The sequence below is a fragment of the Bulleidia extructa W1219 genome (genome assembly GCF_000177375.1).
Taxonomy (GTDB): Bacteria; Bacillota_I; Bacilli_A; order Erysipelotrichales; family Erysipelotrichaceae; genus Bulleidia; species Bulleidia extructa.
This window is the reverse complement of sequence record NZ_ADFR01000009.1, coordinates 114368-134760: the sequence shown is the minus strand read 5'-3', so window position 1 is coordinate 134760 and position 20393 is coordinate 114368. Positions and strand designations below refer to the sequence as shown.

The window sequence follows — 20393 nt, the reverse complement described above, 5'->3', positions numbered from 1 at the left end:
CATCATATCATGAGTTAAAGAGGAAGAAAGAATTTACGTTTGTAAAAAATTTAAAAAAAGAAAAAGGTTAAGATAAAAGCCGTTTCCAATAGAGAAACAATAGAATTAGCGTCCTCGATGAGATTTGAACTCACGACCTATCGCTTAGGAGGCGATTGCTCTATCCAGCTGAGCTACGAGGACATCGTTGTAATTATACCATTAGGAAAAAGAAAAATTAGGTAATATTTCACGATTTTTTCACAATATGACCATGGTTTTTTCACATTTATTTCGTATATTATAAGTGTCTTAACAAGAAGACAAAAAGAAATGGAATGATTTCTTTTCCCTCCCAAAACATAAAATAGAGAAAAGAGCTTGTGTCAGCAGGCTCTTTTCTTGACGGTTTTTGATATAATAAAACGCAAGGAGGTGATGTCATGCAAACGATTGATATAAAAGTAGAACAAGGTATTTTGCGTGGTGAACAAAAAGGCCGTCAAATGATTTTTAGAGGAGTTCCTTATGCTAAACCGCCAATTAACGATAACCGTTTTAAATCACCTCAAGCGATGTCTCATTGGATTGGAGTTCGTAATGCTTTAGAGTTTGGATCAATCTGCCCACAAGCAAATTTAAAAGATTTACCGATTTATGGAAAAGAATTTTATGCTGGAGAACAGCCAAAACAATCAGAAGATTGTTTGTATCTAAATATTTGGGCACCATCAAATTACCAAAATAAAAAGTATCCAGTCGCTTTATGGATTCATGGTGGCGATTTTGATCACGGGTATGGCTTTGAATTACCAATGGATGGAAAGAACTACGTCACAAGAGATGTGATTTTAGTAACGATTAATTATCGAGTGGGTATTTTTGGTTTTATGGCCAGCCCGGAATTGACAAGGGAAGATCCATTACATTCGGTTTCTAATCTAGGTTTATTAGATATGATTTATGCTCTTCGTTGGGTGAGAAGAAATATCGATGCTTTCGGGGGAGACCCGGATCGGATCACATTGATGGGGCAAAGTGCAGGGGCTATTTCATGTCAGATTTTGTTGGCTTCTCCTTTAACCAGAGGCATGATCTCGTCAGCCATTTTACAATCAGGTGCCGGTATAGACGATGGATTGAAGCGTTTACAATCCAAGAAAAAAGCGTATAAGATAGGCAAGAGGGTGATGGAACTTTTGAAAGTTCGTAGTTTGAAAGAATTGCGCAAAATCCCTACACAAAAATTTTTATCACTTTATGGCAAATTGTATGAAGAAGCGGACAAGACAGGTGAACTTGTTTTTTTGCCTACCTTGGATCATTTGGTGATCGAAAAAGACTTGGATGAATTATTTCGGAAACAAGAAGTGATGAATGTACCTATTTTAATTGGTATGACAGATCATGATTTGGGAGTAGAAGAAGGAAAGGGAGCCAAATCTTCTTTCTTATACCAAGGAATTCTCAATCTGGTTGAAAGCAGACAAAATCAAGCTCCTGTGTACATGTATATCTTTAAAAAGAAATTGCCGGGAGATGAATTGGGAGCCTTCCATTCGAGTGATTTATGGTTTACCTTTGGAACATTAGAGAAATCTTGGAGAACATTTGATCGAAGGGATTATCGTTTGCGGGATGCTGTATTGGATCAATGGATGAATTTCATTAAAAAAGGCAATCCAGAAAATGGTTGGAAAGCCTATCGACAAGAGGTTCCGTTTATACGTGTCATTGTTTAGGATCTTAAAGATCCTTTTTATGTGGATGAATACGAAAAAGTAGAATGGTCAAGATAAGACAAGAAAGCCAAATAACCCGATATCCATAGTGAATGGATAAGATGCCACCGAAACCGGCTCCTAAAGCAAATATAAGAATAATGCCAAGATAATGGAAAGCAACGGTTAACTTTTCAGGATTTCTGGTTCGCAAATAAGTAGAAAAAGCTGCTGTACCACTCTTGATATTACCAATACACATGGTACTGGCATATTGGTTACCATGGATTTTTTGAAAGGCTTGTACTTGGATAGCACAAGAAAAAGAAACGAACATGGTGGCTATATTATTCCAAGATTCTGGCATAAACCCTACTGAAAATAAAGTTCCTATCATGATCAAAAGAACCATTTCATACCAATGCCAACGCTTGGCAGGATGGTATTTTCCTTGTAGCTGTTCCGCTATCAAAACTCCTAATAAAAAGGCGCTGATGGGTAAAAGATAGGTGAGGGCTTTTTGAATATTTCCCTCCATAAAATTTTGTGCCAGCAAGACGATATTTCCTGTTTGGGCATTGGAAAACACATGAGCTCTTGAGTTATAAGTATAAGCATCTTGCAACCCTCCACTAAAAGCCAGCAAAGCAGAGGTCATAAAAGTTTCAACGATTGATTTTGGTTTCATACGGGTTCAATTCTAGCACAAATTAAAAAGCTAACCCAAATTGGATTAGCTAAAATACACAAATTCATCTTTTGGTGGATGATAAAATTGAACTCGTTCAGCTTTTAAAATAAGTGTTTTTCTTCCTTGATCTAAATCCAGACAAGTTAATTTCCCTTCCACTTCAATCCAATCCCCTAAATTCATTTCGTCAATGCGAACACCGGTAACCGTCAGGCCACATAAATTAGTATCGTTTTCACAACACACCATGGCTTGTCGACCGAAAATAAAGGATTGATGGTAACCGGGCAATTCTTGAGCGAATTTACCACGAAGGATGATAGATTTTCCTTCATAATCCTCGGGATGTTCCATAGCATCCATATACCACAAACCATAATCATCATCTTTGATATCCAATAGTGCGGCATTTTTATTAAAAGGAAGAATTCCCTCTTTTAAAGTGGCCGGTTCACCGAATTTTGCTTCATAATAAATAGTTGCTCTTGGATTAATAGCTTTGATATTGCCTCTTAATATAGAAGCTTTTGTGTTTTCTTGGCATCGGTTGCATATCACAACATCAGAGAAACGAAGTTGTTCAAATAAGAGAGGGCGCATGGCATTAATATATAAATCAAAGGTCTGAGTATCCACGGTCGTTAACAATTGAACAATCAACCATTCATTAGGAAGATGAGCAATCAAGGGTTCTAAAGATTGTGTCCCATTACATTCAATGAATACTTGGTTAGGCATGTAATCTTGTTGAAAAGAAGTGGCTAACGCTGGTGTCATTTCGGTATGTTTTTCTAATGTCACCAAATCAATGCCATGTTTTTTCAAGAAATCCGGCTCATACTCCACTTCTCCTTGTTCAAAACGGATCAGTAAAGTATGAGAAGATCCCTTCATAAAGTTGGCATCTTGAAATGTATCTTTAATGAGAGTGGTTTTTCCAGAATCTAGAAAACCGGAAAATAGATAAACGGGGATAGCCATCAGTGAATCCTAAAAATCTCTTTCATTTTTTCAACATCGACATTAGTGCCGATAACTGTTATTAAACCAGTGTAAGCCGGTTTTCCTTGACGAATATCGGTTTTGCCAGGGACATAGTCAAAGAAGAACCAGTTTCCTTCATGATCTTGTACGATACCTTTGGCTCTTAAAATGGTCTCTGGTAATTGAGCTAAAGCTTCTTCTAATTCACAATGAGAATAGCGTTGAACGGTTTCAATGCCAATAGCATCAAAAATGTCATCAGCATCTAAGCCATCATGGTGATGATGGTGTTTTTCTTCAGTTCCGATGTGTATATGATTTCCTTTGCTTAATCCCTGATTGGCTTTAGTGATGTTTTCTTCTCTTTCTTCATGTTTTTCGTGGTGGTGATGGCATTCATGGTCTTGTTCATGATGGTGTTTACAATGACATCCTTCGTGATCATGGTGATGGTCGCAATGATCTTCTTCATCATGATGATGGTGTTTTTCTAATTCATGAATGGTCATATCAATGAAAGAGGCGGAACCGACCATAGCCTCATATAAAGTTTCCCCGGTAATATCCGACCAAGGAGTTGTTACTACGCGAACATGGTCATTGAGTTCATGAATCATAGCTAAATCATTTTCTAATTTTTCCTGATTGATTTCTTGAGTGCGGGATAGGATGATACAAGTCGCATTTTGAATTTGGTCATCAAAAAATTCACCAAAATTCTTATGATATATTAAAGCTCGGTTGGCATCGACCACGGTACTTTGGCTATGAATTTCTAGGCCTTCTACGGAAGCGACTAAGTGGAGAATATCCGATAGTTTTCCCACACCGGATGGTTCAATCAAGATGATATCCGGATGATAATCCTCAACTACTTTCATCAAAGCCAAACGAAAATCACCTTGTAATGTGCAACAAATACAACCACTATTGATTTCATTGACAATGATACCGGTTTCTTTTAAGAAAGAACCGTCAATTCCAATTTCGCCAAACTCATTTTCGATTAAAACGACTTTTTGATTTTTGTATACCTCGGGTAATAATTTTTGAATTAATGTTGTTTTTCCAGCTCCTAAAAATCCGGAAATCAAATCTACTTTTGTCATGCTTACCTCTTTTCTAACTAGATTATAGAACAAAAAAAGAGAAGTTATCCAAAAATGATTTTCCCTATGTCATATAAAAGAGTATAGAAATCCTTATTGCCAAAGCAGAATATAGATAAATAAGCGATCAATAACACCTGATGATAGGGAAATAAATATCAGTCAAAAAAGGTTATGATGATTTATAAATAATATGTTCATGCAAAAAGTAAGAATGTCAAAAATAGTTGAACAATCACTTGGTAGATGACCATGAAGTTTTTCTATAAAAAGGGATTGGTCGATATATACATAAAAAAGTTCACTGTTTGAGCGAACTTTTAGATAACATGGAAATGCACCGAACTACATAAAATATCGGTTATTGCTAAATACCAGTTAACTTCAATTTAGCTTTTGTTGGTAAAAAAATATAGTATTTATCGGCACTTATTGAATTTACACCTATTTGTTGATAGTTCTTGTTTTTTAATTGATAGCCGTTATTGTTCTCTAAATGTTCTCCAAATATTATTTTGGCAAATCTCTATTTTTTATTGCCTCAGCTTTATCTTCCTCTGTTGTATAGGCATAGTATAGACTCATATTTTCTGTTGCATGGCGCATTAGAGATTGTATGACTTTTGGATTGATTCCAGCATCGAATAAGTCTTTTGAAAATAAATGACGTAATCTATATTGGTTAAAGGAAAACCCATATTTCTTTTTACAAAGCCTTGAAACATGACAGATTAAGTTTGATACATCGTCAATTTCATATGGTAGACCATCTAAGTCTATGAAAATTAAATCCTTTCCTTTAGACCACTCTAAAAGGTTCTCAAGAACCTTTACAAGTCCAGGGGGGATAGGAACAATCGAATTTGAATATTTGGTTTTAACGGGAATGACTTGTCGAGTTGATTCGGTAGTGGACCCAATAGACTTATTGACATGTAATTGCCTTTTGTCTAGATCGATATCACTTCTTGATAATGCGTAAACTTCCTGTGGCCTTAGGCCGGTATAATACATGATCTGACACGCATACCATAAGCATGTTGCTTTATACAAACCTCTCTTTTGTCTGCAATTATAAATTAGTAACTCATTTAGGAATTTTTCGAAATCTTCAATGTTTAATTTATTATCTTTAGGTATTACAACCTTTCTTGATTTAGGCACCATAACCATCTCCGCTCGGTTCACCACAGGTATTTCCGCTATCAATGCCGCTTTATATATCTGTCTCCAGATACTCATTGCATTATTAATGTTGTTTTGGCTTCTGTCTTTCGAAAAATCATTAATAGAATTTTGAACATCAGAAGTTGTTACTTTGATGATATTTTTTAACTTTACTTCATCTGAAATAAGGTGCCGATAAATTGAGTCGTGTCTACGAATGGTTTTAACGGATAATTGTAAGTCCATTAAAGATTTTTTATAACATTCATCCACTGTTAATGACTTAGAAGCGTATCTTCCAATATCAATATCTTCTTGAATTTTGTTTCTGGATTTAATTGCTGCCATCTTGGCCAGCTTTTTATCACCTTCATAATCTGATATGTAGAATCGTCCTCCGGATACAGACACGAGCTTTCCAGCTTCTTTGTTACGATATTTGGCTAACACTTTAAAGCCTTCACCTTTGGTTTTAGAACAGATAGGGATAATCCATTTTTCTTTCATAAGTACACATCCTTTCATTAGTTGAATGTGCTTTCTACATACGCTAAAATTGAGTATAGTAAAAGCACTTGGTTGTGGGTTTACTGCTTATCCGGCTGTTGGTGCAGTCGGGTTTTTATATATTATTAAGTATTTCGATATAATCATCTGGAAGATTGAAAATTTTAAAAGCATTTTTATTGTTGATAACCGTTTCATTAAATGACATTTCTAATGAGTGGATATCGTTGATTAGCATTTTTTTAAAAGGGCTTACCAAAATTGTACATAAAACCAATAATACAGAAAGTTTATCATTACTGCCAATGCCATTTAAATAGTCTGCCTTTGTTATTTTTCGATTGGTAATTTTTAATACTAAATCCTTTGGCAACTTTCGGCTAATTTTGTTGGCATATATTTCTTGACCATGTGCAATAGAATTACGATATTTAGTAATCAATCGCACGCCATTAAGTAAGAACTTCTTTTTTTCTTCACATGAAAATCGATTGGTATGTACCATAATGTCAGCAATTTCCTGCTTATCTTGTTTCTTTAATATTTGGTAATAATTAGCAACCGTTCCTAAATTAAGGCAGTTCATTACTATCCACAAGGGCAAATGATTATGATTTTTAAGATAGTGTTTTATGCTTAAATTTTTTTCTTTATATTTATTTAATTCCTCTAAAACACTCTTTAATGAAGAGATTACATTTTGAGCAGAACTAGAGTAATTTGCATTACACAAGTAACTATCTTTATTTTGAAAGTGTATATCGTTCAAATCTAGATATATACCATATTTTTTGGATACTAAATGAGATATATTCGATTTAAAAGATCTTTCTACAAATAAAATGTATCTTAGTAGAATTGTATTGAATTGATTTTCCAGCATATACGAATATATAAATTCTTCAAAATATACTTGATTTAAAAAAATTTCGTTATCAGTTGGAAAATATCTTTTACAAGCATTTATTAGACCATAATAAGATAGTTCTGACAAAAACATTTTTGCTTGGTCTTCATTTTGAATAATAACATTTCGGTTTTTCAAAATCTCAATCATTTCAGGATAGTCTTTATATGGTTTATCAAAATCATCCATGAAAATTAAAAGCTCCTTTCTAAGAAGGAGCAGTAGCCATGTCTACCACGGCTTTTCAGATCTCCTTCATTATAATAGGTCATTTACATCACGTCAAATCAAATTATTCTTACGTAGTCTCCAACTCGGATTTTAGAATCACTTTGAATTTCTAATGGATTTATATCTGATTCTTCAACATTTAGTGGATTTTCTACTGTTATCTCTTTAGAAGTATTCCAAGTATTCACTGTAGTATTTAGCATCTCGGAAAGCGGAGTAGTTACTTTTTTGACTATTTTGGCGCAAGTGCTGTATGTTTTGGCGGTTTCAATCACCGTCAATATATCCTTGTTAATTTCGTAATTCCCTAAATCCTTCCCATCAAGATCTTTAATCTTGTCGCCATGAGAGAATATTAAAACTTTATCCCCAATTGTTAATGATTCATCACCAATATTTATTAGTATTCGTTGCTGGCTTAAAATTCGTATTACTTTGCCATCATCTTCAAATAAAAATTTATTTTTTTTCATTTTCTTTATCTCCTTCTTCTCTAACGCACGCTGTTATCTCTCGGATCACCTTCATCGTCATTTTCCAGTCCGGGGTAATATGAATATATTGAGATATTACAGTTTTCATTATGTCCACCATCAATAAATATTTCAGGAGGAATAAGAGGGAATTTTTTTGATTTCCCAGATAAAGAGTAAATTTTCCCCTTTAGTCTTTTACATTTTGGACAGTCACCGTAGGTGGCTACTTTTACTAAATCGTTTTTGTATTTTATTGAGTTGGTGATTTGTTTTGAAATGTACCTTAAGTTAATTAACCTGTGATCCCTGAACTCAGGGTGTCTAACGTAAATCTTGTCTTTTTCTAACTTGGCTAATTCCTTTTTTCCACTCAAGGCTATGTATTTTGGTAATCGTAAATATTCTTTTTCTGAAAGAAGAGGCTCATTTTCGTAATCTGACAATTCGTTAGATTTTCTTAAACACGCAATTGCTAAATCTAAATTACCATTTCTTTTGTGTTCAGTAGCTTTTCTTTGTAAAACGTACCAAATAGCATCTTTCAAATCATTTCCGGTGTTATAGTCTTTGGCGGGAACTGGAATTGACTCAATACCAATTAAAGTATCCATGTCGTAACCTCTTAGATTCATTCTTTTTAAAAAATTTTGTATTATCTGCATATTTTGTTTGACATTCTTTTCAAAATCTTCTTCTTATTTCCACAACTTCGCCTACAATAGACACCGGCTTATCTTGGACTTCTTGTGGTGTAAATATTTTTGTTTTATATAACGGATTATTCGGAATAAGAGTAATACCCGCATCGTTTATCATCAGACGTTTGCAAGTGGCGTCATCACCGTTGACCTTAACGATTGCGATTTTTCCAGAATTAACTTCCGGCGTGTATTTTACGATCAGAATATCTCCATCAAGGATGTACGGTGACATAGAGTTACCTTTTGCAATCAGTCCGAAGTGATCTTTTGTCTGGCTTGGTACAACATCAACCCACTCAATGATGTCTTCAATTGCTTCGATAGGTTCGCCACACGGAACTACACCCAGGACAGGAATTTGGTGGATAAAGTTATTGGTGGAATTTTTTAAAAAAACATCAATCGATAATGTTTGATTTTTGATTGCATTTTTATATATTGATAATAAATCACCAACAAAAAAAGAATTTACAGTTTCGCCATCCTTCTTGATTAAAAAATAATCATCGTCATAGTTTTCACAAGATAATCTATATCCATTTTCAAAAAGGAAATCACTAATATTGTCTAAATCATTGTCACGTTCAGTGAGATTAGGATCTTCTTCCCACCCCATGAGATATTGCGGAGTAGTGTGTAGCGCAGTTGCTAAAGGCGCAATTATTCCAACAGGCAGATTTTCAATTTCGCCTTTTTCATATCGATAGATAGTTGCACGGTCTTTGCCAATTTTATTTCCTAAGTCCTCAGGAGATAACTTCAATTCGATCCGTCTTTTTCTAATTCGTTCTCCAACAGTGCTCATCATTTTCCCCTCTTAAATTAATTTCATTATATATTTATGGTCGCATATTTGCAATGCTAATAAAAAAATTATCGCAAATCTGCAAAAAATGTATTGACAATGTTTTTGAAAGGGGTTATATTTTGATTGTCGCAGATATGCGAAATTAGAAAGGAGGATATTATGGTTGATGTAAAAAAATTAAAGGAAGAGATGGCTTTACATAAAATAACTGTTGATGAACTTGCAAATCAAATAGGTATAGATAGAACTACGCTATATAGAAGATTCTCTAATGATGGTGATACCTTTACAGTTAAAGAAGTTAATTCTATTTCTAAAATTCTAAAGCTTTCAATCAATAAATCACGAGCAATTTTTTTTGGCACGAACGTCGCAGATATGCGAAATTAGAAAGGAGGAAACAGTGAACGAGGAAATAGAAAAAACAATCTCTGTGTTGTGTAAGTGGATTCAAAGGGAATTAAAAAACGCCTCCAGTGATCAGACCGAAAGCATTTTACCGGCAGTGATTGAGGCCACTGCTAAATTGGTTGACACTACGAAACACTAATCAACTTTACCAAAGTGTAATTTTAGATTATCGTAGGTACTTTTGAGGAAATTGGCAACATTCTTACCGTTTTTTTCACCGTCAACAAGTGTTGCAACGTGTCCGGCATCAAGAGCTTTAAAAGTTAGTTCTTTAGCTAATTTAAAAATTTCCTCATCTGTCATATTACGCATTATTATCACCCCCTTTCCAATTCAATTATAGGAAAGGGGGAAAAGGAAAGAAAGGAGGAAGAATATGTTAACACCGGAAGAAGTTCAAAATATTAGATTTCTTGAAACTGATGAAATCGCTCAAAGATTACACTGCGATGCAGTAAGGGTCGGTTGGTATCGAAAAGCCGGATTACTTAAATATCGGCGATTAGGAAAGCATTGCCTGACTACTGAGGAAGAATATGCAGAGTTTGTATATTTAACTCAAGGTATGGATTTAAGCAACCACGATAAAGTAAGGCTTGCAGGAATCGAATTAAAAAAAGCGCACACCAACCAAAGTAAGAGCGCTTAAGTGACTATCTTAAAAAGTCACTCTTATTTTAACAGAAAAAGGAGAAGATAAAAATGATTAAAGCGAAAAGTAAAAAAGATATTTTTTTGCGGGCTGTATTATATGCAATTTTAGTTTGGTGTTTTTTCCAGGTAGCGACTTTTGGAGCATTTTCATGAAAAGTTTGATGAAAAAGATTGAGACTATGACAGCCAAGCAGTTTATCAATCAGCCACTAGATTTTTTTGAACAACTGTATCAAAAATCTCTAGAGGGTATTGATTTAACTGTCAAAGAGCCAAAGCCAAAAATAAAAGGACGAAAGAAAGGACGGATAAGACATGGAAACAATTAAAATTAACAGTTTAGAACTAGAAAACGTAAAACGTGTAAAAGCGGTGAAATTAGAGCCTACAGCCAACGGGTTGACGGTGGTTGGTGGAAAGAACAACCAAGGGAAAACAAGCGTACTAGATGCGATAACGTGGGCGTTAGGTGGCGAGAAGTATAAGCCATCACAACCTGAACGAGAAGGCTCGATGATTCCACCAAAATTACACATTGAATTATCAAATGGATTTGTTGTTGAACGCTCTGGAAAGAACAGTGCTCTAAAAGTTTTAGACCCAACAGGTTCAAAAAGTGGTCAAAAATTACTTGATTCATTCATCGGAACATTCGCACTAGACCTACCTAAATTTATGAACTCAACAACGAAAGATAAGGCTAATACATTACTTCAAATTATTGGGGTTGGTGATCAGTTAACAATTTTTGATAAGCAGGAGTCGAAATTATATAGCCGTCGCACTGAAATTGGTCGTATTGCAGACCAAAAGAAGAAGTACGCAGATGAAATGGTTCAGTGGGATGGTGTTCCGGAAGAAATTATCAGTGCTTCAGAACTGATTCAGCAACAACAAGAAATCCTAACCAGAAATGGTAAAAATCAAGAATTGCGTAATCAAGTTAATACATTAGAAGCTCAAAAAACAATTTTGAATCAACGCATTGAAGAAACGACAAGGGCTTTAAGTGAAATGCAAGGGCAATTAGCTGATTTAATCAATAAATTAGTTATTGCGAACACAAATGCCAAGGATTTACAAGATGAATCCACTGCTGAATTAGAGAAAAGCATTGCAAATATTGATTCTACGAATGCAAAAGTTCGTGACAACCTAAACAAGCAACGTGCTCAAGAAGAAGCAGAAGAATACAATCTTCAATACGATAGATTAACCGAAGAAATCGAAGCAATTCGAAAAGAGCGTATGGATTTGTTGAATGGAGTTGAAATGCCATTACATGATTTATCTGTAGATAATGGAGAATTGGTTTACAAAGGGCAAAAATGGGATAACATGTCAGGCTCCGATCAGTTAAAAGTAGCAACAGCCATTGTTAGAAAAATCAATCCTAAATGTGGCTTTGTGCTTCTTGATAAGTTGGAACAAATGGATATTGATACGATGAACGAGTTTGGTAAATGGTTAGAACAAGAAGGATTACAAGCCATTGCGACCAGAGTTTCCACAGGTGATGAATGTTCAATTTTCATTGAAGATGGTTATTCGATTGATAAATTAGGCAACAAGACCGCAGATACGGAAATTAAGCCTGCGGGAGCATGGAAGGCAGGTACATTCTAATGTTTGAAATCAATACAGGAGTAGTTAAAACGCCGTTGAAAGTAATCATTTATGGTACGGAAGGTGTTGGTAAAACGACACTTGCAAGCAAGTTCCCTAAGCCACTATTTATCGATGCAGAAAATGGTTCCGGAGCACTTGATGTGGCACGTTATCCATATCCAACTTCTTGGCAAATGCTAATGTCAGAAGTCCAAGAGTTTCTCAACAATCCGCAAGGGTATAAAACACTTGTGATTGATTCTATCGACTGGGCAGAAGCAAAAGCCATCGAAATGATTTGCGCAGGAATAAAGGTTAACGGCATCGAAGATATTGGGTGGTCAAAAGGTTATACCTACTTAAATGAAGAAATTGGTAGATTGCTCAATTTATTAACAGAAGTGATCAATCGTGGTGTGAACGTTGTTCTAATTGCACACATGGTTATCAGAACAATTACAAAGCCAGAAGAAACAGGAAGCTATGATCGATATGAATTAAAGCTCAAACAAGCAAAAAATGGTAATAACTGCCAGCTAGTTAAAGAATGGGCGGATCTGATTCTGTTCTGCAATTATCGCGAATTTTTAGTTGCAGATAAGACAACCGGCAAGAAGAAAGCAACCGGCGGAAAAGAAAGAATTATGTACACCGAACATGCGGCCGCATGGGATGCTAAAAATCGTTTTGGATTACCGGAAGTATTACCACTTGATTTTGAACCAATTGCGCATTTGTTTAGTGAGAATTATACACAGTCATCAGTTACTACTTCCACACAGGCTCAACAGGCAGTGGAACAGCCACAACAGGAAAGAACTGTTAATGACATAAACAATTGGACTACAAATACAGATGCACACTTATCAATCGAAACGATGTGGCAACCGACACCATACACAGCTGAAGAAGAAACTATCATGACGGAACTGCCAACTGCACTAACTGATTTAATGCGATCTAAACAGGTACATCCGTCAGAGATTCAAATGGCAGTTGGCAGAAAAGGATATTTCACATCCGATACACCGATCAAAAATTATGATCCTGAATTCGTTCAAGGCTGTTTGATTGGTGCTTGGCCATCCGTTATGCAATTAATTGAAAATGATAGAGAATTGCCATTTTAAAAAATAAGAAAAGGAGAAAACAAAAATGACACAGTACAACAACAATTATCAACAACCATATGCCCAAGGAAGCTATGGCCAACAAAACACGCAACAAATGGGTGGTGAATTAACAGACGGTATGACCGTTTCTGCCTCAGATTTAGGAGATTACGACAAAGGATATGTTTTACTACCTGAAGGTCAATATCCGTTTACGGTCGTTAATTTAGAGGAATCCCGTTATCAGCCAAGTGCTACTTCTAAAATTGGAGCATGTAAACAGATAACTTTGACTTTAAGAGTCAAAGATCCAGCAGATGATGGAGACGTAGATTTAAAGCACAATCTGTATATGTTCAATAATCAAGGATGTTTAGGTATGATCGCTTCATTTTATGACGCCATAGGCATGCATAAGAAAGGCGAACCGATTACATTCGATTGGAGACAAGATGTCATCATTGGTAAAACGGGAATTCTTGAAATCAGCCACAAAAAGAGTAGGGATGGCAATGCGTTTTATAACAACATTAAAAAATTACTTCCATTTAGCGGTCAAGTTCAACAGCAACCAACAATTAGCAATCCTATACCTAATGCCGGAAACTGGTCTAATGGTCGCTTCTAATGGAGCTTAGACCATATCAAGAAGAAGCAAGACGGGCAATCGAAAAAGAATGGGCGAGCGGAGTCAAAAACACTCTGCTCGTTCTCCCGACAGGGTGTGGTAAAACGGTCGTTTTCTCAAAAGTAATTGAGGATCAAGTAAAAGAGGGTAAGCGTGTTTTAGTGATGGCTCACCGTGGAGAATTACTTGATCAGGCTACAGATAAGTTACACAAAATGACAGGACTCACATGTGCTATAGAAAAAGCCGACCAGTCATGTCTAGGCACATGGAATCGGGTTGTGGTTGGTAGCGTTCAATCACTTATGCGACCTAGCCGCCTTGCTAAGTTCAATAAAGATTATTTTGATGCAATTATTGTCGATGAAGCACATCATGCAGTCTCAGATACTTATACGCGTGTTTTGGAACATTTTGATCAAGCAAATGTATTAGGTGTCACCGCCACTCCAGAACGCTCTGATATGCGCAAATTAGGCAGTCTATTTCAATCATTAGCATATGAGTACTCAATCGTACAAGCAATCAAGGAAGGGTATTTGTGCAAGATTAAAGCACAGACCGTCCCACTCAAGATTGATATGAATAATGTGTCAGTTACTGTAGGTGATTTTTCAGCAAATGAGATAGGAACTGCATTAGATCCATATCTGGAACAGATAGCTACAGAAATGGAAACAGTCTGCAAGGATAGAAAGACAGTTGTGTTTCTTCCATTGATTGCTACATCGCAGAAGTTCAAAAATATTTTGATAAATCATGGATTCAAGGCAGCGGAAGTCAATGGTAATTCAGACGATCGCGAGCAAATTCTAAAAGATTTCAATGATAACAAATACAACGTTATTTGTAATTCCATGCTCTTAACAGAAGGATGGGATTGTCCAGATGTTGATTGCATTGTGGTATTACGTCCTACGAAGGTTAGAAGCCTTTATTGCCAAATGGTTGGGCGTGGAACTAGATTATCTCCAGGGAAAGAAGACCTGCTTATTCTAGACTTCCTATGGCTGTCTGAAAGACATGAATTATGTCGACCGGCAGACATTATCTGTACAGATAAAGAAGTGTCAAAAAAGATGACAGAGAATTTAGCCGAGAGCGGTTGTCCTGAAGACATTGAAGAAGCAGAAAAAGAAGCATCATCAGATGTTCAAATGCAACGCGAAGAAGCACTAAAAGCACAACTAGAAGCCATGAAAAAACGCAGGAGAAGACTTGTAGATCCGTTGCAATTCGAAATGAGTATTCAAGCTGAAGACTTAACAGGATATATGCCGTCATTTAGTTGGGAAATGGCGCCTGTATCAGAAAAACAAAAAACTACATTGGAAAAGTTTGGAATCTTTGCGGATGAAATCGAAAATGCAGGTAAAGCAGCTTTGATTATGAATAGGCTTCAAAAACGTCGTAATGAAGGCTTATCAACTCCAAAACAGATTCGCTTTTTGGAAGGTAGAGGATTTAATCATGTTGGTACATGGAGCTTCGAATCAGCCAATAACATGATCGCGCGCATTTCAGCAAATAACTGGAGAATACCATCAGGAGTCAACCCGACAGAATATACACCAAAAGGAAATTAATTTATGGAAAATAGAATTGAAGATTTAATAACTGCCTTGGAGTATGTCGATCCTCGTAATTTAAACTACCAAGAATGGGTTAACGTAGGTATGGCTCTTAAATATGAAGGAGCTTACGTTGATGTATGGGATAGGTGGTCTTCGCAAGACACAGAACGTTACCATGCCGGTGAATGTGAAAAAAAGTGGAATTCCTTTACTAATGATGGAATAACCGGTAATACCATCTTTAAAATGGCAAGTGAAAACGGGTATATTTCTGCAGATTATCAGCCAATCATTAAAGGTGGTGCACGTGAATTGTTTGACGGTGAAACTGTTGAATTTAACTATCGTGTCATCGATAAGAGCATGATGGATTATGAGAAGTTACCTGAAGTCAAGAATTGGAATCCAGTTGAAGATATTAGAAAGTATTTATCAGTAATCTATGCACCTAACGATCATGTGGCTTATTGTGTCAAATGTTTCCAAGATCAGGATGGTAAGTATCATCCTGGTCAAAGAAACTATGACAGAACTGCCGGTAGATTAATGGATGAATTAGACCACGCTAACAAGATTGAAGATGTGTTCTATGATTACGACCACAATTGTGGCGCATGGATTAGTTTCAATCCTATGGATGGTGGCGGTTGCAAGATTGACAATATCACAGATTTCAAATATGCACTGGTTGAATCAGACACCCAAAATATCGACATGCAGTACTCGCTTATGACAAAGCTAGAATTGCCAATCGCAGCTTTAGTGCACTCAGGCAACAAGAGCATTCATGCAATTGTGCGTATCGAAGCATCTAATGAGAAAGAGTATTCAAGACGAGTAGATTACTTATTCAAAGTATGCAAACAAAATGGTTTGGATGTAGATACATCCACTAAGAATCCAAGTCGACTAAGTAGAATGCCTGGCTTCGAACGTGGCAATAATCGACAGTATCTAATTGCAACCAACATCGGTAAGGAGTCCTGGAATGACTGGGTAGAATACATCGAATCAATTAACGATGATTTACCTGATCCAGAGAGCCTTGAAGACGATTGGAGTAATCTTCCCGAATTGGCACCTTGTTTGATCAATGATGTGCTCAGACAAGGCCATAAGATGCTTATAGCAGGGCCGTCTAAGGCGGGGAAGTCATTTGCTTTGATTGAATTAACTATAGCCATCGCAGAGGGCTATAAGTGGCTCGATAAGTGGGATTGTGCACAGGGAAAAGTTCTATATATAAACCTCGAATTGGATCGTGCTAGCTGCTTACATAGATTTAAAGATGTGTATGAAAAGTTAGGAATTCAAAGACCAAACCTAAGAAATGTTGAAATTTGGAATTTGCGTGGTAATGCTGTTCCAATGGATAAGTTAACACCAAAGTTAATTAGACGTGCACAGAAAAAGAATTACATTGCTGTTATTATCGACCCAATCTATAAAGTTATTACGGGTGATGAAAACAGTGCCGAGCAAATGGCGAAGTTTACCAATCAGTTTGATAAGGTTGCTAGTGCATTGAATTGTGCTGTTATCTACTGTCACCACCATTCAAAAGGTTCACAGGGTGGTAAAAAATCAATGGATAGAGCTAGTGGTTCAGGCGTATTCGCACGCGATCCTGATGCAATGATAGACCTCATTCAAATACCATTGACAGATGGTGTTATCGAACAGCAAGTTAACAAAGCGGTATGTGATGAATGGGCAAGAACAATAAAACAATACAATCCGGAATATTATGAAACCATTCCATATGATGATTTTATGAGCCGTAAGCAATTAGGAAATCAACTTTATTACGCAGTAGTAAAACCAAAAATATTAACTGATAAACAGGTTGAAATCATCACACAGCAAGCCGAATTAAAAGCCTCACAAATGACAGCTTGGCGCGTAGATATGACACTTAGAGAGTTTCCTAAACCGCAACAAACTGATATATGGTTCAATTATCCGATTCATACAGTTGATACAACGGGGGTGCTTGCAGATATACCGCTTGATGAAGAAACATCAGGATGGAGAAAAGGAAAGCCTTTAACTCAAGAAGAAAAGAACAATAGAAAAAGAGAAAAACAGAAAAACGAGAAAGCAGAACGTGAAACACAGTTTAACTTAGCATTCGAAGAGTTATCGTTCGAACATGGTGAAGTAACAATGCAAATGATGGCAGATAAGCTTTTACTGAGTAAAAAAACCGTGCAAAGAAGATTGAATGAACTCAAAGAAAAATTCAAAACAATCGAAACTCCAGGCAAAGATTCTGTCATTGTCAAAACCCTAGACAGTATGGACAAGTAATCTATTTGTCCATACTAAAAACAACCTTGGACAGTATGGACAAATTATTGCGATGTCTATACTGTCACCCTGGACACGGACAACCTATATATACTACGTATATATAAACGTCTGTCCAGGGACAGGGATGTAGGGAGATTGGACACAGGTTGGCTTGAAATTGCCAACCTTGTGTTCCAAACATCCCAACACCATCCCTTACGCGAAAACAGAAAGAAGAGGATGAAAAATATGGAAAATAAAAACTGCTATTTGATTAAAACAATAACAGGTAATTTTTATACAACGAATTTCTTAAATAAAAATGAAACAAATAGATTTATTTTTGAATTTAAAAATGAACAGTTTCTTGAGATTATCGATTCTGAAAAACGCATTGTGATTTTAAACAAAAATCAAATTGAATACATAAAAGGCTTAATTGTTTGTGAGCAAGAAATAGTAAAAGGGAATTTGAATAAAGAAGAATTGGATTTTTTAATTGGTCTTGGATTTTTGTTTGAAGGATGAGAAATAATCATGCAGATATTTTTACAAATGATTCCGCCGACTACTACGGCACAACAAAAAAAGGTCAACTTCAAGACCAAGACTATTTATACAAATAGCAGCGCAGTCGACGCAAAAAACAAGTATCGCGCTCATTTAGCTTCGTATGTTCCTGATAAACCGCTTGATGGTCCAATTACGTTAAATATCATCTGGGGCTTTCCTGCTGGCAAACACAAAAATGGTGAGCCATGTACAAACAAACCCGATTTAGATAATGCGAACAAGATGCTACAGGACGTAATGCAAGAACTGGGATTTTTCAAAGACGACAAGAATATCGTCCAGCTGAATCTAAGTAAGATTTGGACTTGGCATCCCGGAGTAATGATAGAGCTTAAGAAAGTAGGTGAAAAATATGAGTAAATATCAAGAAGCGTTGGATTATTTAGTTGGCGAGTTGAAAGGCTGTGATGAGGCTATAAGCGATCCTGAATATCGTCAAGAGTTGACAGCCAAAAGAGAAGCCGCCGAAAAGGAATTGCAAAAATTGATTGATGAGGTAGGTCATAAAGAGATCATGAGCGGAAGAACCCTTGTCGGATGTTGGATTCCAGTTAACGAGAAATTACCGGCAAATGAAGACAAGGTTCTAATCTGTACGATTACGAAAACCGGAAACAAAAACATTTTAGTCGGATATTATTCTCCGGATCTCAGAAGATGGGTATGCGGCATGAATAGTAATGTTATCACATGGCAACCATTACCGGAGCCATATGCGGAGATAAGCACCAATGACTGACTACTATGAAGATCGTGATTCTATCCAACAAGTTGATAGAGAACTTAGAAGCTATTATTTCTACCTTCAGAAGATTGAAAGACTTCAAGAAAAGATATATGAGATTGACGTGAAGCTAACTTCTGTAGGCAGTCCGCCTATTAGAAGTTTGGAAGAGGCTAAGTATCAAAGGGGAACAAGGATATATAGCGATGTCAATTTACTTGAACTTTTTGAAGAACAAGACGAGTTGATTAAGCAAAAGCAAGATTTGATTTACTTAGTTAGTCGTATGCAAAAACGATTGTGTCGATTGTCTGATGAAGAAATGAAATTGATTGAACAGCGGTACAGATTCAAGAAAACTTTGAGGGAATTGGCAGTAGTTGAATATGGCGGCAAAAGCACGATGTCTAGAAGATTAGATGAAATTTTAATAAAACTCAAAAATGATGTAGAATTCTGAACATTAGATGTTAAAATTTAGATGAAAGCGGAGGAGGCATTATGGAAAAGAAAGGTTATAAAGCAAATTACGTTGCTAAATGGTTTTTAAATTATAATCGTTTGATTATGAGTGAAAGCGATGCGGATTTGATTTCAAATTTGAAATTACAAAAACTTTTGTATTATGCGCAAGGTTGTTTTTTAGCTTGTTTTGATAGACCACTTTTCAATGAGCCAATCGTTGCATGGGAACATGGGCCAGTTGTTGAATCGGTTTATCAGGAATACAAAGTTAATAGAGCAAACGGAATCGTTTTTGATGAGGATTTTATTAATGAGTTTGATGATGAAGAAGAGAGTTTGCTAGAAGAAGTGTATAACACTTTTGCTAAATATTCTGCTTGGGGTCTTAGAAATATGACACATCAGGAAACACCATGGATAAATACTCAACAAAGTGGTGAGATTTCTCAAAATAGTATTAAAAAGTATTTTAAAGAACACTATATTGCATAAACAAGGATTGTTTTATTATGGGAAAATTAAGGGGGCCAAAAGAATCGAATCAAATTAATTCCAATCCTGCTATTTTAGGTAAAAGATGTAAACAGTGGGAGGACGATGTACTGTTAGAATTTGGAAGCATTACATCTAAAAACAAGTATTCCTTTGAAGCACTTAAACGTGAAAAGAAAAATAATAGTAAGGCAATAGAAGAATTTATGGATTTAATATTAACTATTTCACAATCAAATTGGAAAGATCTTGGTTCCCGAGGTAAAAGAACAAAAGGTGGATTTGAACTATTGGATTACGGTGATTTGAATTCGGAAATAATAGATAACTATTGGAAAAGTACAAATAAATCTTTTGCTAAAGATAGAAAGATTCATGTTTTTAGGTTTGGTTGTACGGACAAATATCGTATGATAGGGTATAAATCTCATAACTGTAATAGAGTTTTACATATACTGGGGTTTGATTTAGATTTTTCATTATACGATCACGGGAAACATTAATTTTGGGACATGTCCCACCAATTTTGATGTTATAATGGGCATAGGGCAAGAACCACGAGTAGAGCACTTGTGGTTT

General features: G+C 35.9%; 25 protein-coding genes and 1 tRNA gene. 16 read left to right on the top strand and 10 right to left on the bottom strand.

From position 1 onward, the window contains the following. Positions 1 to 109 precede the first annotated feature (109 nt). Positions 110 to 183 (bottom strand) — tRNA-Arg (locus HMPREF9013_RS05185). Between the two features lie 239 nt (positions 184 to 422). On the opposite strand from HMPREF9013_RS05185, the gene HMPREF9013_RS05180 reads away from it, so the two are divergent. Beyond that, positions 423 to 1721 carry a carboxylesterase/lipase family protein gene (locus HMPREF9013_RS05180; protein ID WP_006627329.1) on the top strand — a complete coding sequence of 433 codons (1299 nt, stop codon included), beginning with the start codon at positions 423 to 425 and terminating at the stop codon, positions 1719 to 1721. 4 nt (positions 1722 to 1725) lie between these two features. Here the strand turns inward: HMPREF9013_RS05180 and HMPREF9013_RS05175 are convergent, their stop codons facing one another. The 8 genes from HMPREF9013_RS05175 to HMPREF9013_RS07240 form a co-directional block, all read right to left on the bottom strand. Continuing rightward, a complete protein-coding gene (locus HMPREF9013_RS05175; RefSeq protein WP_006627328.1) occupies positions 1726 to 2388 on the bottom strand; it encodes a YoaK family protein in 663 nt (220 codons plus the stop codon). A 45-nt stretch (positions 2389 to 2433) separates the two neighbouring features. After that, on the bottom strand, positions 2434 to 3372 hold the full coding sequence (locus HMPREF9013_RS05170; protein ID WP_006627327.1) for a TIGR03943 family putative permease subunit: 939 nt from the start codon (positions 3370 to 3372) through the stop codon (positions 2434 to 2436). Next, on the bottom strand, positions 3372 to 4484 hold the full coding sequence (locus tag HMPREF9013_RS05165) for a GTP-binding protein (protein ID WP_006627326.1): 1113 nt from the start codon (positions 4482 to 4484) through the stop codon (positions 3372 to 3374). The genes HMPREF9013_RS05170 and HMPREF9013_RS05165 overlap by 1 nt, the downstream gene beginning before the upstream one ends. A 510-nt stretch (positions 4485 to 4994) precedes the next feature. Continuing rightward, positions 4995 to 6158: a tyrosine-type recombinase/integrase gene (locus HMPREF9013_RS05160; RefSeq protein WP_006627325.1), complete on the bottom strand. Its 1164-nt coding sequence runs from the start codon at positions 6156 to 6158 to the stop codon at positions 4995 to 4997. Between the two features lie 115 nt (positions 6159 to 6273). Continuing rightward, positions 6274 to 7254, bottom strand: coding sequence for an Abi family protein (locus HMPREF9013_RS05155; protein ID WP_006627324.1), 981 nt, complete (start codon positions 7252 to 7254; stop codon positions 6274 to 6276). A gap of 98 nt (positions 7255 to 7352) precedes the next feature. Further along, entirely contained in the window at positions 7353 to 7769 is a 417-nt protein-coding gene (locus HMPREF9013_RS05150) for a hypothetical protein (protein ID WP_006627323.1), read from the bottom strand. Between the two features lie 20 nt (positions 7770 to 7789). Further along, complete coding sequence (locus HMPREF9013_RS05145; protein WP_006627322.1) at positions 7790 to 8383, bottom strand: hypothetical protein; 594 nt, start codon at positions 8381 to 8383, stop codon at positions 7790 to 7792. 70 nt (positions 8384 to 8453) lie between these two features. Then, positions 8454 to 9278 carry a helix-turn-helix domain-containing protein gene (locus HMPREF9013_RS07240; protein WP_198002131.1) on the bottom strand — a complete coding sequence of 275 codons (825 nt, stop codon included), beginning with the start codon at positions 9276 to 9278 and terminating at the stop codon, positions 8454 to 8456. 162 nt (positions 9279 to 9440) lie between these two features. Here HMPREF9013_RS07240 and HMPREF9013_RS05130 point away from each other — a divergent pair, with 162 nt between their 5' ends. Beyond that, complete coding sequence (locus HMPREF9013_RS05130; protein ID WP_040333589.1) at positions 9441 to 9671, top strand: helix-turn-helix domain-containing protein; 231 nt, start codon at positions 9441 to 9443, stop codon at positions 9669 to 9671. 13 nt (positions 9672 to 9684) lie between these two features. Continuing rightward, positions 9685 to 9831, top strand: a complete 147-nt coding sequence (locus HMPREF9013_RS07580; RefSeq protein WP_006627320.1) for a hypothetical protein — start codon at positions 9685 to 9687, stop codon at positions 9829 to 9831. Here the strand turns inward: HMPREF9013_RS07580 and HMPREF9013_RS07485 are convergent. Further along, positions 9828 to 10004 (bottom strand): hypothetical protein, encoded by a 177-nt coding sequence (locus HMPREF9013_RS07485; RefSeq protein ID WP_006627319.1) that lies wholly within the window; start codon positions 10002 to 10004, stop codon positions 9828 to 9830. The two genes, HMPREF9013_RS07580 and HMPREF9013_RS07485, sit on opposite strands and share 4 nt — an antisense overlap. A 64-nt stretch (positions 10005 to 10068) precedes the next feature. On the opposite strand from HMPREF9013_RS07485, the gene HMPREF9013_RS05125 reads away from it, so the two are divergent. From HMPREF9013_RS05125 to HMPREF9013_RS05065, 13 genes are all read left to right on the top strand, one after another. Then, positions 10069 to 10341 (top strand): hypothetical protein, encoded by a 273-nt coding sequence (locus HMPREF9013_RS05125; RefSeq protein ID WP_006627318.1) that lies wholly within the window; start codon positions 10069 to 10071, stop codon positions 10339 to 10341. A 154-nt stretch (positions 10342 to 10495) separates the two neighbouring features. Beyond that, complete coding sequence (locus HMPREF9013_RS05120; RefSeq protein ID WP_006627317.1) at positions 10496 to 10675, top strand: hypothetical protein; 180 nt, start codon at positions 10496 to 10498, stop codon at positions 10673 to 10675. Beyond that, positions 10662 to 11972, top strand: a complete 1311-nt coding sequence (locus tag HMPREF9013_RS05115; protein ID WP_006627316.1) for an AAA family ATPase — start codon at positions 10662 to 10664, stop codon at positions 11970 to 11972. The genes HMPREF9013_RS05120 and HMPREF9013_RS05115 overlap by 14 nt, the downstream gene beginning before the upstream one ends. Further along, the gene (locus tag HMPREF9013_RS05110; protein ID WP_040333582.1) at positions 11951 to 13084 is read left to right on the top strand and encodes an ATP-binding protein; all 1134 of its coding nucleotides are present in this window, start codon (positions 11951 to 11953) and stop codon (positions 13082 to 13084) included. Before HMPREF9013_RS05115 ends, HMPREF9013_RS05110 begins: the two co-directional genes overlap by 22 nt. A gap of 25 nt (positions 13085 to 13109) precedes the next feature. Next, on the top strand, positions 13110 to 13694 hold the full coding sequence (locus HMPREF9013_RS05105) for a hypothetical protein (RefSeq protein WP_006627314.1): 585 nt from the start codon (positions 13110 to 13112) through the stop codon (positions 13692 to 13694). Next, entirely contained in the window at positions 13694 to 15280 is a 1587-nt protein-coding gene (locus HMPREF9013_RS05100; RefSeq protein ID WP_006627313.1) for a DEAD/DEAH box helicase, read from the top strand. The genes HMPREF9013_RS05105 and HMPREF9013_RS05100 overlap by 1 nt, the downstream gene beginning before the upstream one ends. A gap of 3 nt (positions 15281 to 15283) precedes the next feature. Beyond that, positions 15284 to 17578 carry an AAA family ATPase gene (locus tag HMPREF9013_RS05095; protein WP_006627312.1) on the top strand — a complete coding sequence of 765 codons (2295 nt, stop codon included), beginning with the start codon at positions 15284 to 15286 and terminating at the stop codon, positions 17576 to 17578. A 231-nt stretch (positions 17579 to 17809) separates the two neighbouring features. Further along, positions 17810 to 18088, top strand: a complete 279-nt coding sequence (locus HMPREF9013_RS05090; protein WP_006627311.1) for a hypothetical protein — start codon at positions 17810 to 17812, stop codon at positions 18086 to 18088. A 9-nt stretch (positions 18089 to 18097) separates the two neighbouring features. Then, the gene (locus HMPREF9013_RS05085) at positions 18098 to 18493 is read left to right on the top strand and encodes a RusA family crossover junction endodeoxyribonuclease (protein WP_050772086.1); all 396 of its coding nucleotides are present in this window, start codon (positions 18098 to 18100) and stop codon (positions 18491 to 18493) included. Next, a complete protein-coding gene (locus tag HMPREF9013_RS05080; protein WP_006627309.1) occupies positions 18486 to 18872 on the top strand; it encodes a DUF551 domain-containing protein in 387 nt (128 codons plus the stop codon). The genes HMPREF9013_RS05085 and HMPREF9013_RS05080 overlap by 8 nt, the downstream gene beginning before the upstream one ends. Then, positions 18865 to 19317 carry a hypothetical protein gene (locus tag HMPREF9013_RS05075; protein ID WP_006627308.1) on the top strand — a complete coding sequence of 151 codons (453 nt, stop codon included), beginning with the start codon at positions 18865 to 18867 and terminating at the stop codon, positions 19315 to 19317. Before HMPREF9013_RS05080 ends, HMPREF9013_RS05075 begins: the two co-directional genes overlap by 8 nt. A gap of 41 nt (positions 19318 to 19358) precedes the next feature. After that, positions 19359 to 19814 carry a Panacea domain-containing protein gene (locus HMPREF9013_RS05070; RefSeq protein WP_006627307.1) on the top strand — a complete coding sequence of 152 codons (456 nt, stop codon included), beginning with the start codon at positions 19359 to 19361 and terminating at the stop codon, positions 19812 to 19814. 17 nt (positions 19815 to 19831) lie between these two features. Then, positions 19832 to 20317, top strand: a complete 486-nt coding sequence (locus HMPREF9013_RS05065; protein ID WP_006627306.1) for a hypothetical protein — start codon at positions 19832 to 19834, stop codon at positions 20315 to 20317. Positions 20318 to 20393: the final 76 nt, after the last annotated feature.

Coding starts and splice junctions, on each gene's coding strand:
- HMPREF9013_RS05130 (WP_040333589.1), top strand. CDS start 9,441: ATGGTTGATGTAAAAAAATTAAAGGAAGAGATGGCTTTACATAAAATA.
- HMPREF9013_RS05105 (WP_006627314.1), top strand. CDS start 13,110: ATGACACAGTACAACAACAATTATCAACAACCATATGCCCAAGGAAGC.
- HMPREF9013_RS05170 (WP_006627327.1), bottom strand. CDS start 3,372: ATGGCTATCCCCGTTTATCTATTTTCCGGTTTTCTAGATTCTGGAAAA.
- HMPREF9013_RS05085 (WP_050772086.1), top strand. CDS start 18,098: ATGCAGATATTTTTACAAATGATTCCGCCGACTACTACGGCACAACAA.
- HMPREF9013_RS07485 (WP_006627319.1), bottom strand. CDS start 10,004: ATGCGTAATATGACAGATGAGGAAATTTTTAAATTAGCTAAAGAACTA.
- HMPREF9013_RS05080 (WP_006627309.1), top strand. CDS start 18,486: ATGAGTAAATATCAAGAAGCGTTGGATTATTTAGTTGGCGAGTTGAAA.
- HMPREF9013_RS05165 (WP_006627326.1), bottom strand. CDS start 4,484: ATGACAAAAGTAGATTTGATTTCCGGATTTTTAGGAGCTGGAAAAACA.
- HMPREF9013_RS05095 (WP_006627312.1), top strand. CDS start 15,284: ATGGAAAATAGAATTGAAGATTTAATAACTGCCTTGGAGTATGTCGAT.
- HMPREF9013_RS05070 (WP_006627307.1), top strand. CDS start 19,359: ATGGAAAAGAAAGGTTATAAAGCAAATTACGTTGCTAAATGGTTTTTA.
- HMPREF9013_RS05115 (WP_006627316.1), top strand. CDS start 10,662: ATGGAAACAATTAAAATTAACAGTTTAGAACTAGAAAACGTAAAACGT.
- HMPREF9013_RS07240 (WP_198002131.1), bottom strand. CDS start 9,278: ATGAGCACTGTTGGAGAACGAATTAGAAAAAGACGGATCGAATTGAAG.
- HMPREF9013_RS05145 (WP_006627322.1), bottom strand. CDS start 8,383: ATGGATACTTTAATTGGTATTGAGTCAATTCCAGTTCCCGCCAAAGAC.
- HMPREF9013_RS05065 (WP_006627306.1), top strand. CDS start 19,832: ATGGGAAAATTAAGGGGGCCAAAAGAATCGAATCAAATTAATTCCAAT.
- HMPREF9013_RS05100 (WP_006627313.1), top strand. CDS start 13,694: ATGGAGCTTAGACCATATCAAGAAGAAGCAAGACGGGCAATCGAAAAA.
- HMPREF9013_RS05120 (WP_006627317.1), top strand. CDS start 10,496: ATGAAAAGTTTGATGAAAAAGATTGAGACTATGACAGCCAAGCAGTTT.
- HMPREF9013_RS05155 (WP_006627324.1), bottom strand. CDS start 7,254: ATGGATGATTTTGATAAACCATATAAAGACTATCCTGAAATGATTGAG.
- HMPREF9013_RS05125 (WP_006627318.1), top strand. CDS start 10,069: ATGTTAACACCGGAAGAAGTTCAAAATATTAGATTTCTTGAAACTGAT.
- HMPREF9013_RS05160 (WP_006627325.1), bottom strand. CDS start 6,158: ATGAAAGAAAAATGGATTATCCCTATCTGTTCTAAAACCAAAGGTGAA.
- HMPREF9013_RS05110 (WP_040333582.1), top strand. CDS start 11,951: ATGGAAGGCAGGTACATTCTAATGTTTGAAATCAATACAGGAGTAGTT.
- HMPREF9013_RS05175 (WP_006627328.1), bottom strand. CDS start 2,388: ATGAAACCAAAATCAATCGTTGAAACTTTTATGACCTCTGCTTTGCTG.
- HMPREF9013_RS05180 (WP_006627329.1), top strand. CDS start 423: ATGCAAACGATTGATATAAAAGTAGAACAAGGTATTTTGCGTGGTGAA.
- HMPREF9013_RS05090 (WP_006627311.1), top strand. CDS start 17,810: ATGGAAAATAAAAACTGCTATTTGATTAAAACAATAACAGGTAATTTT.
- HMPREF9013_RS05150 (WP_006627323.1), bottom strand. CDS start 7,769: ATGAAAAAAAATAAATTTTTATTTGAAGATGATGGCAAAGTAATACGA.
- HMPREF9013_RS05075 (WP_006627308.1), top strand. CDS start 18,865: ATGACTGACTACTATGAAGATCGTGATTCTATCCAACAAGTTGATAGA.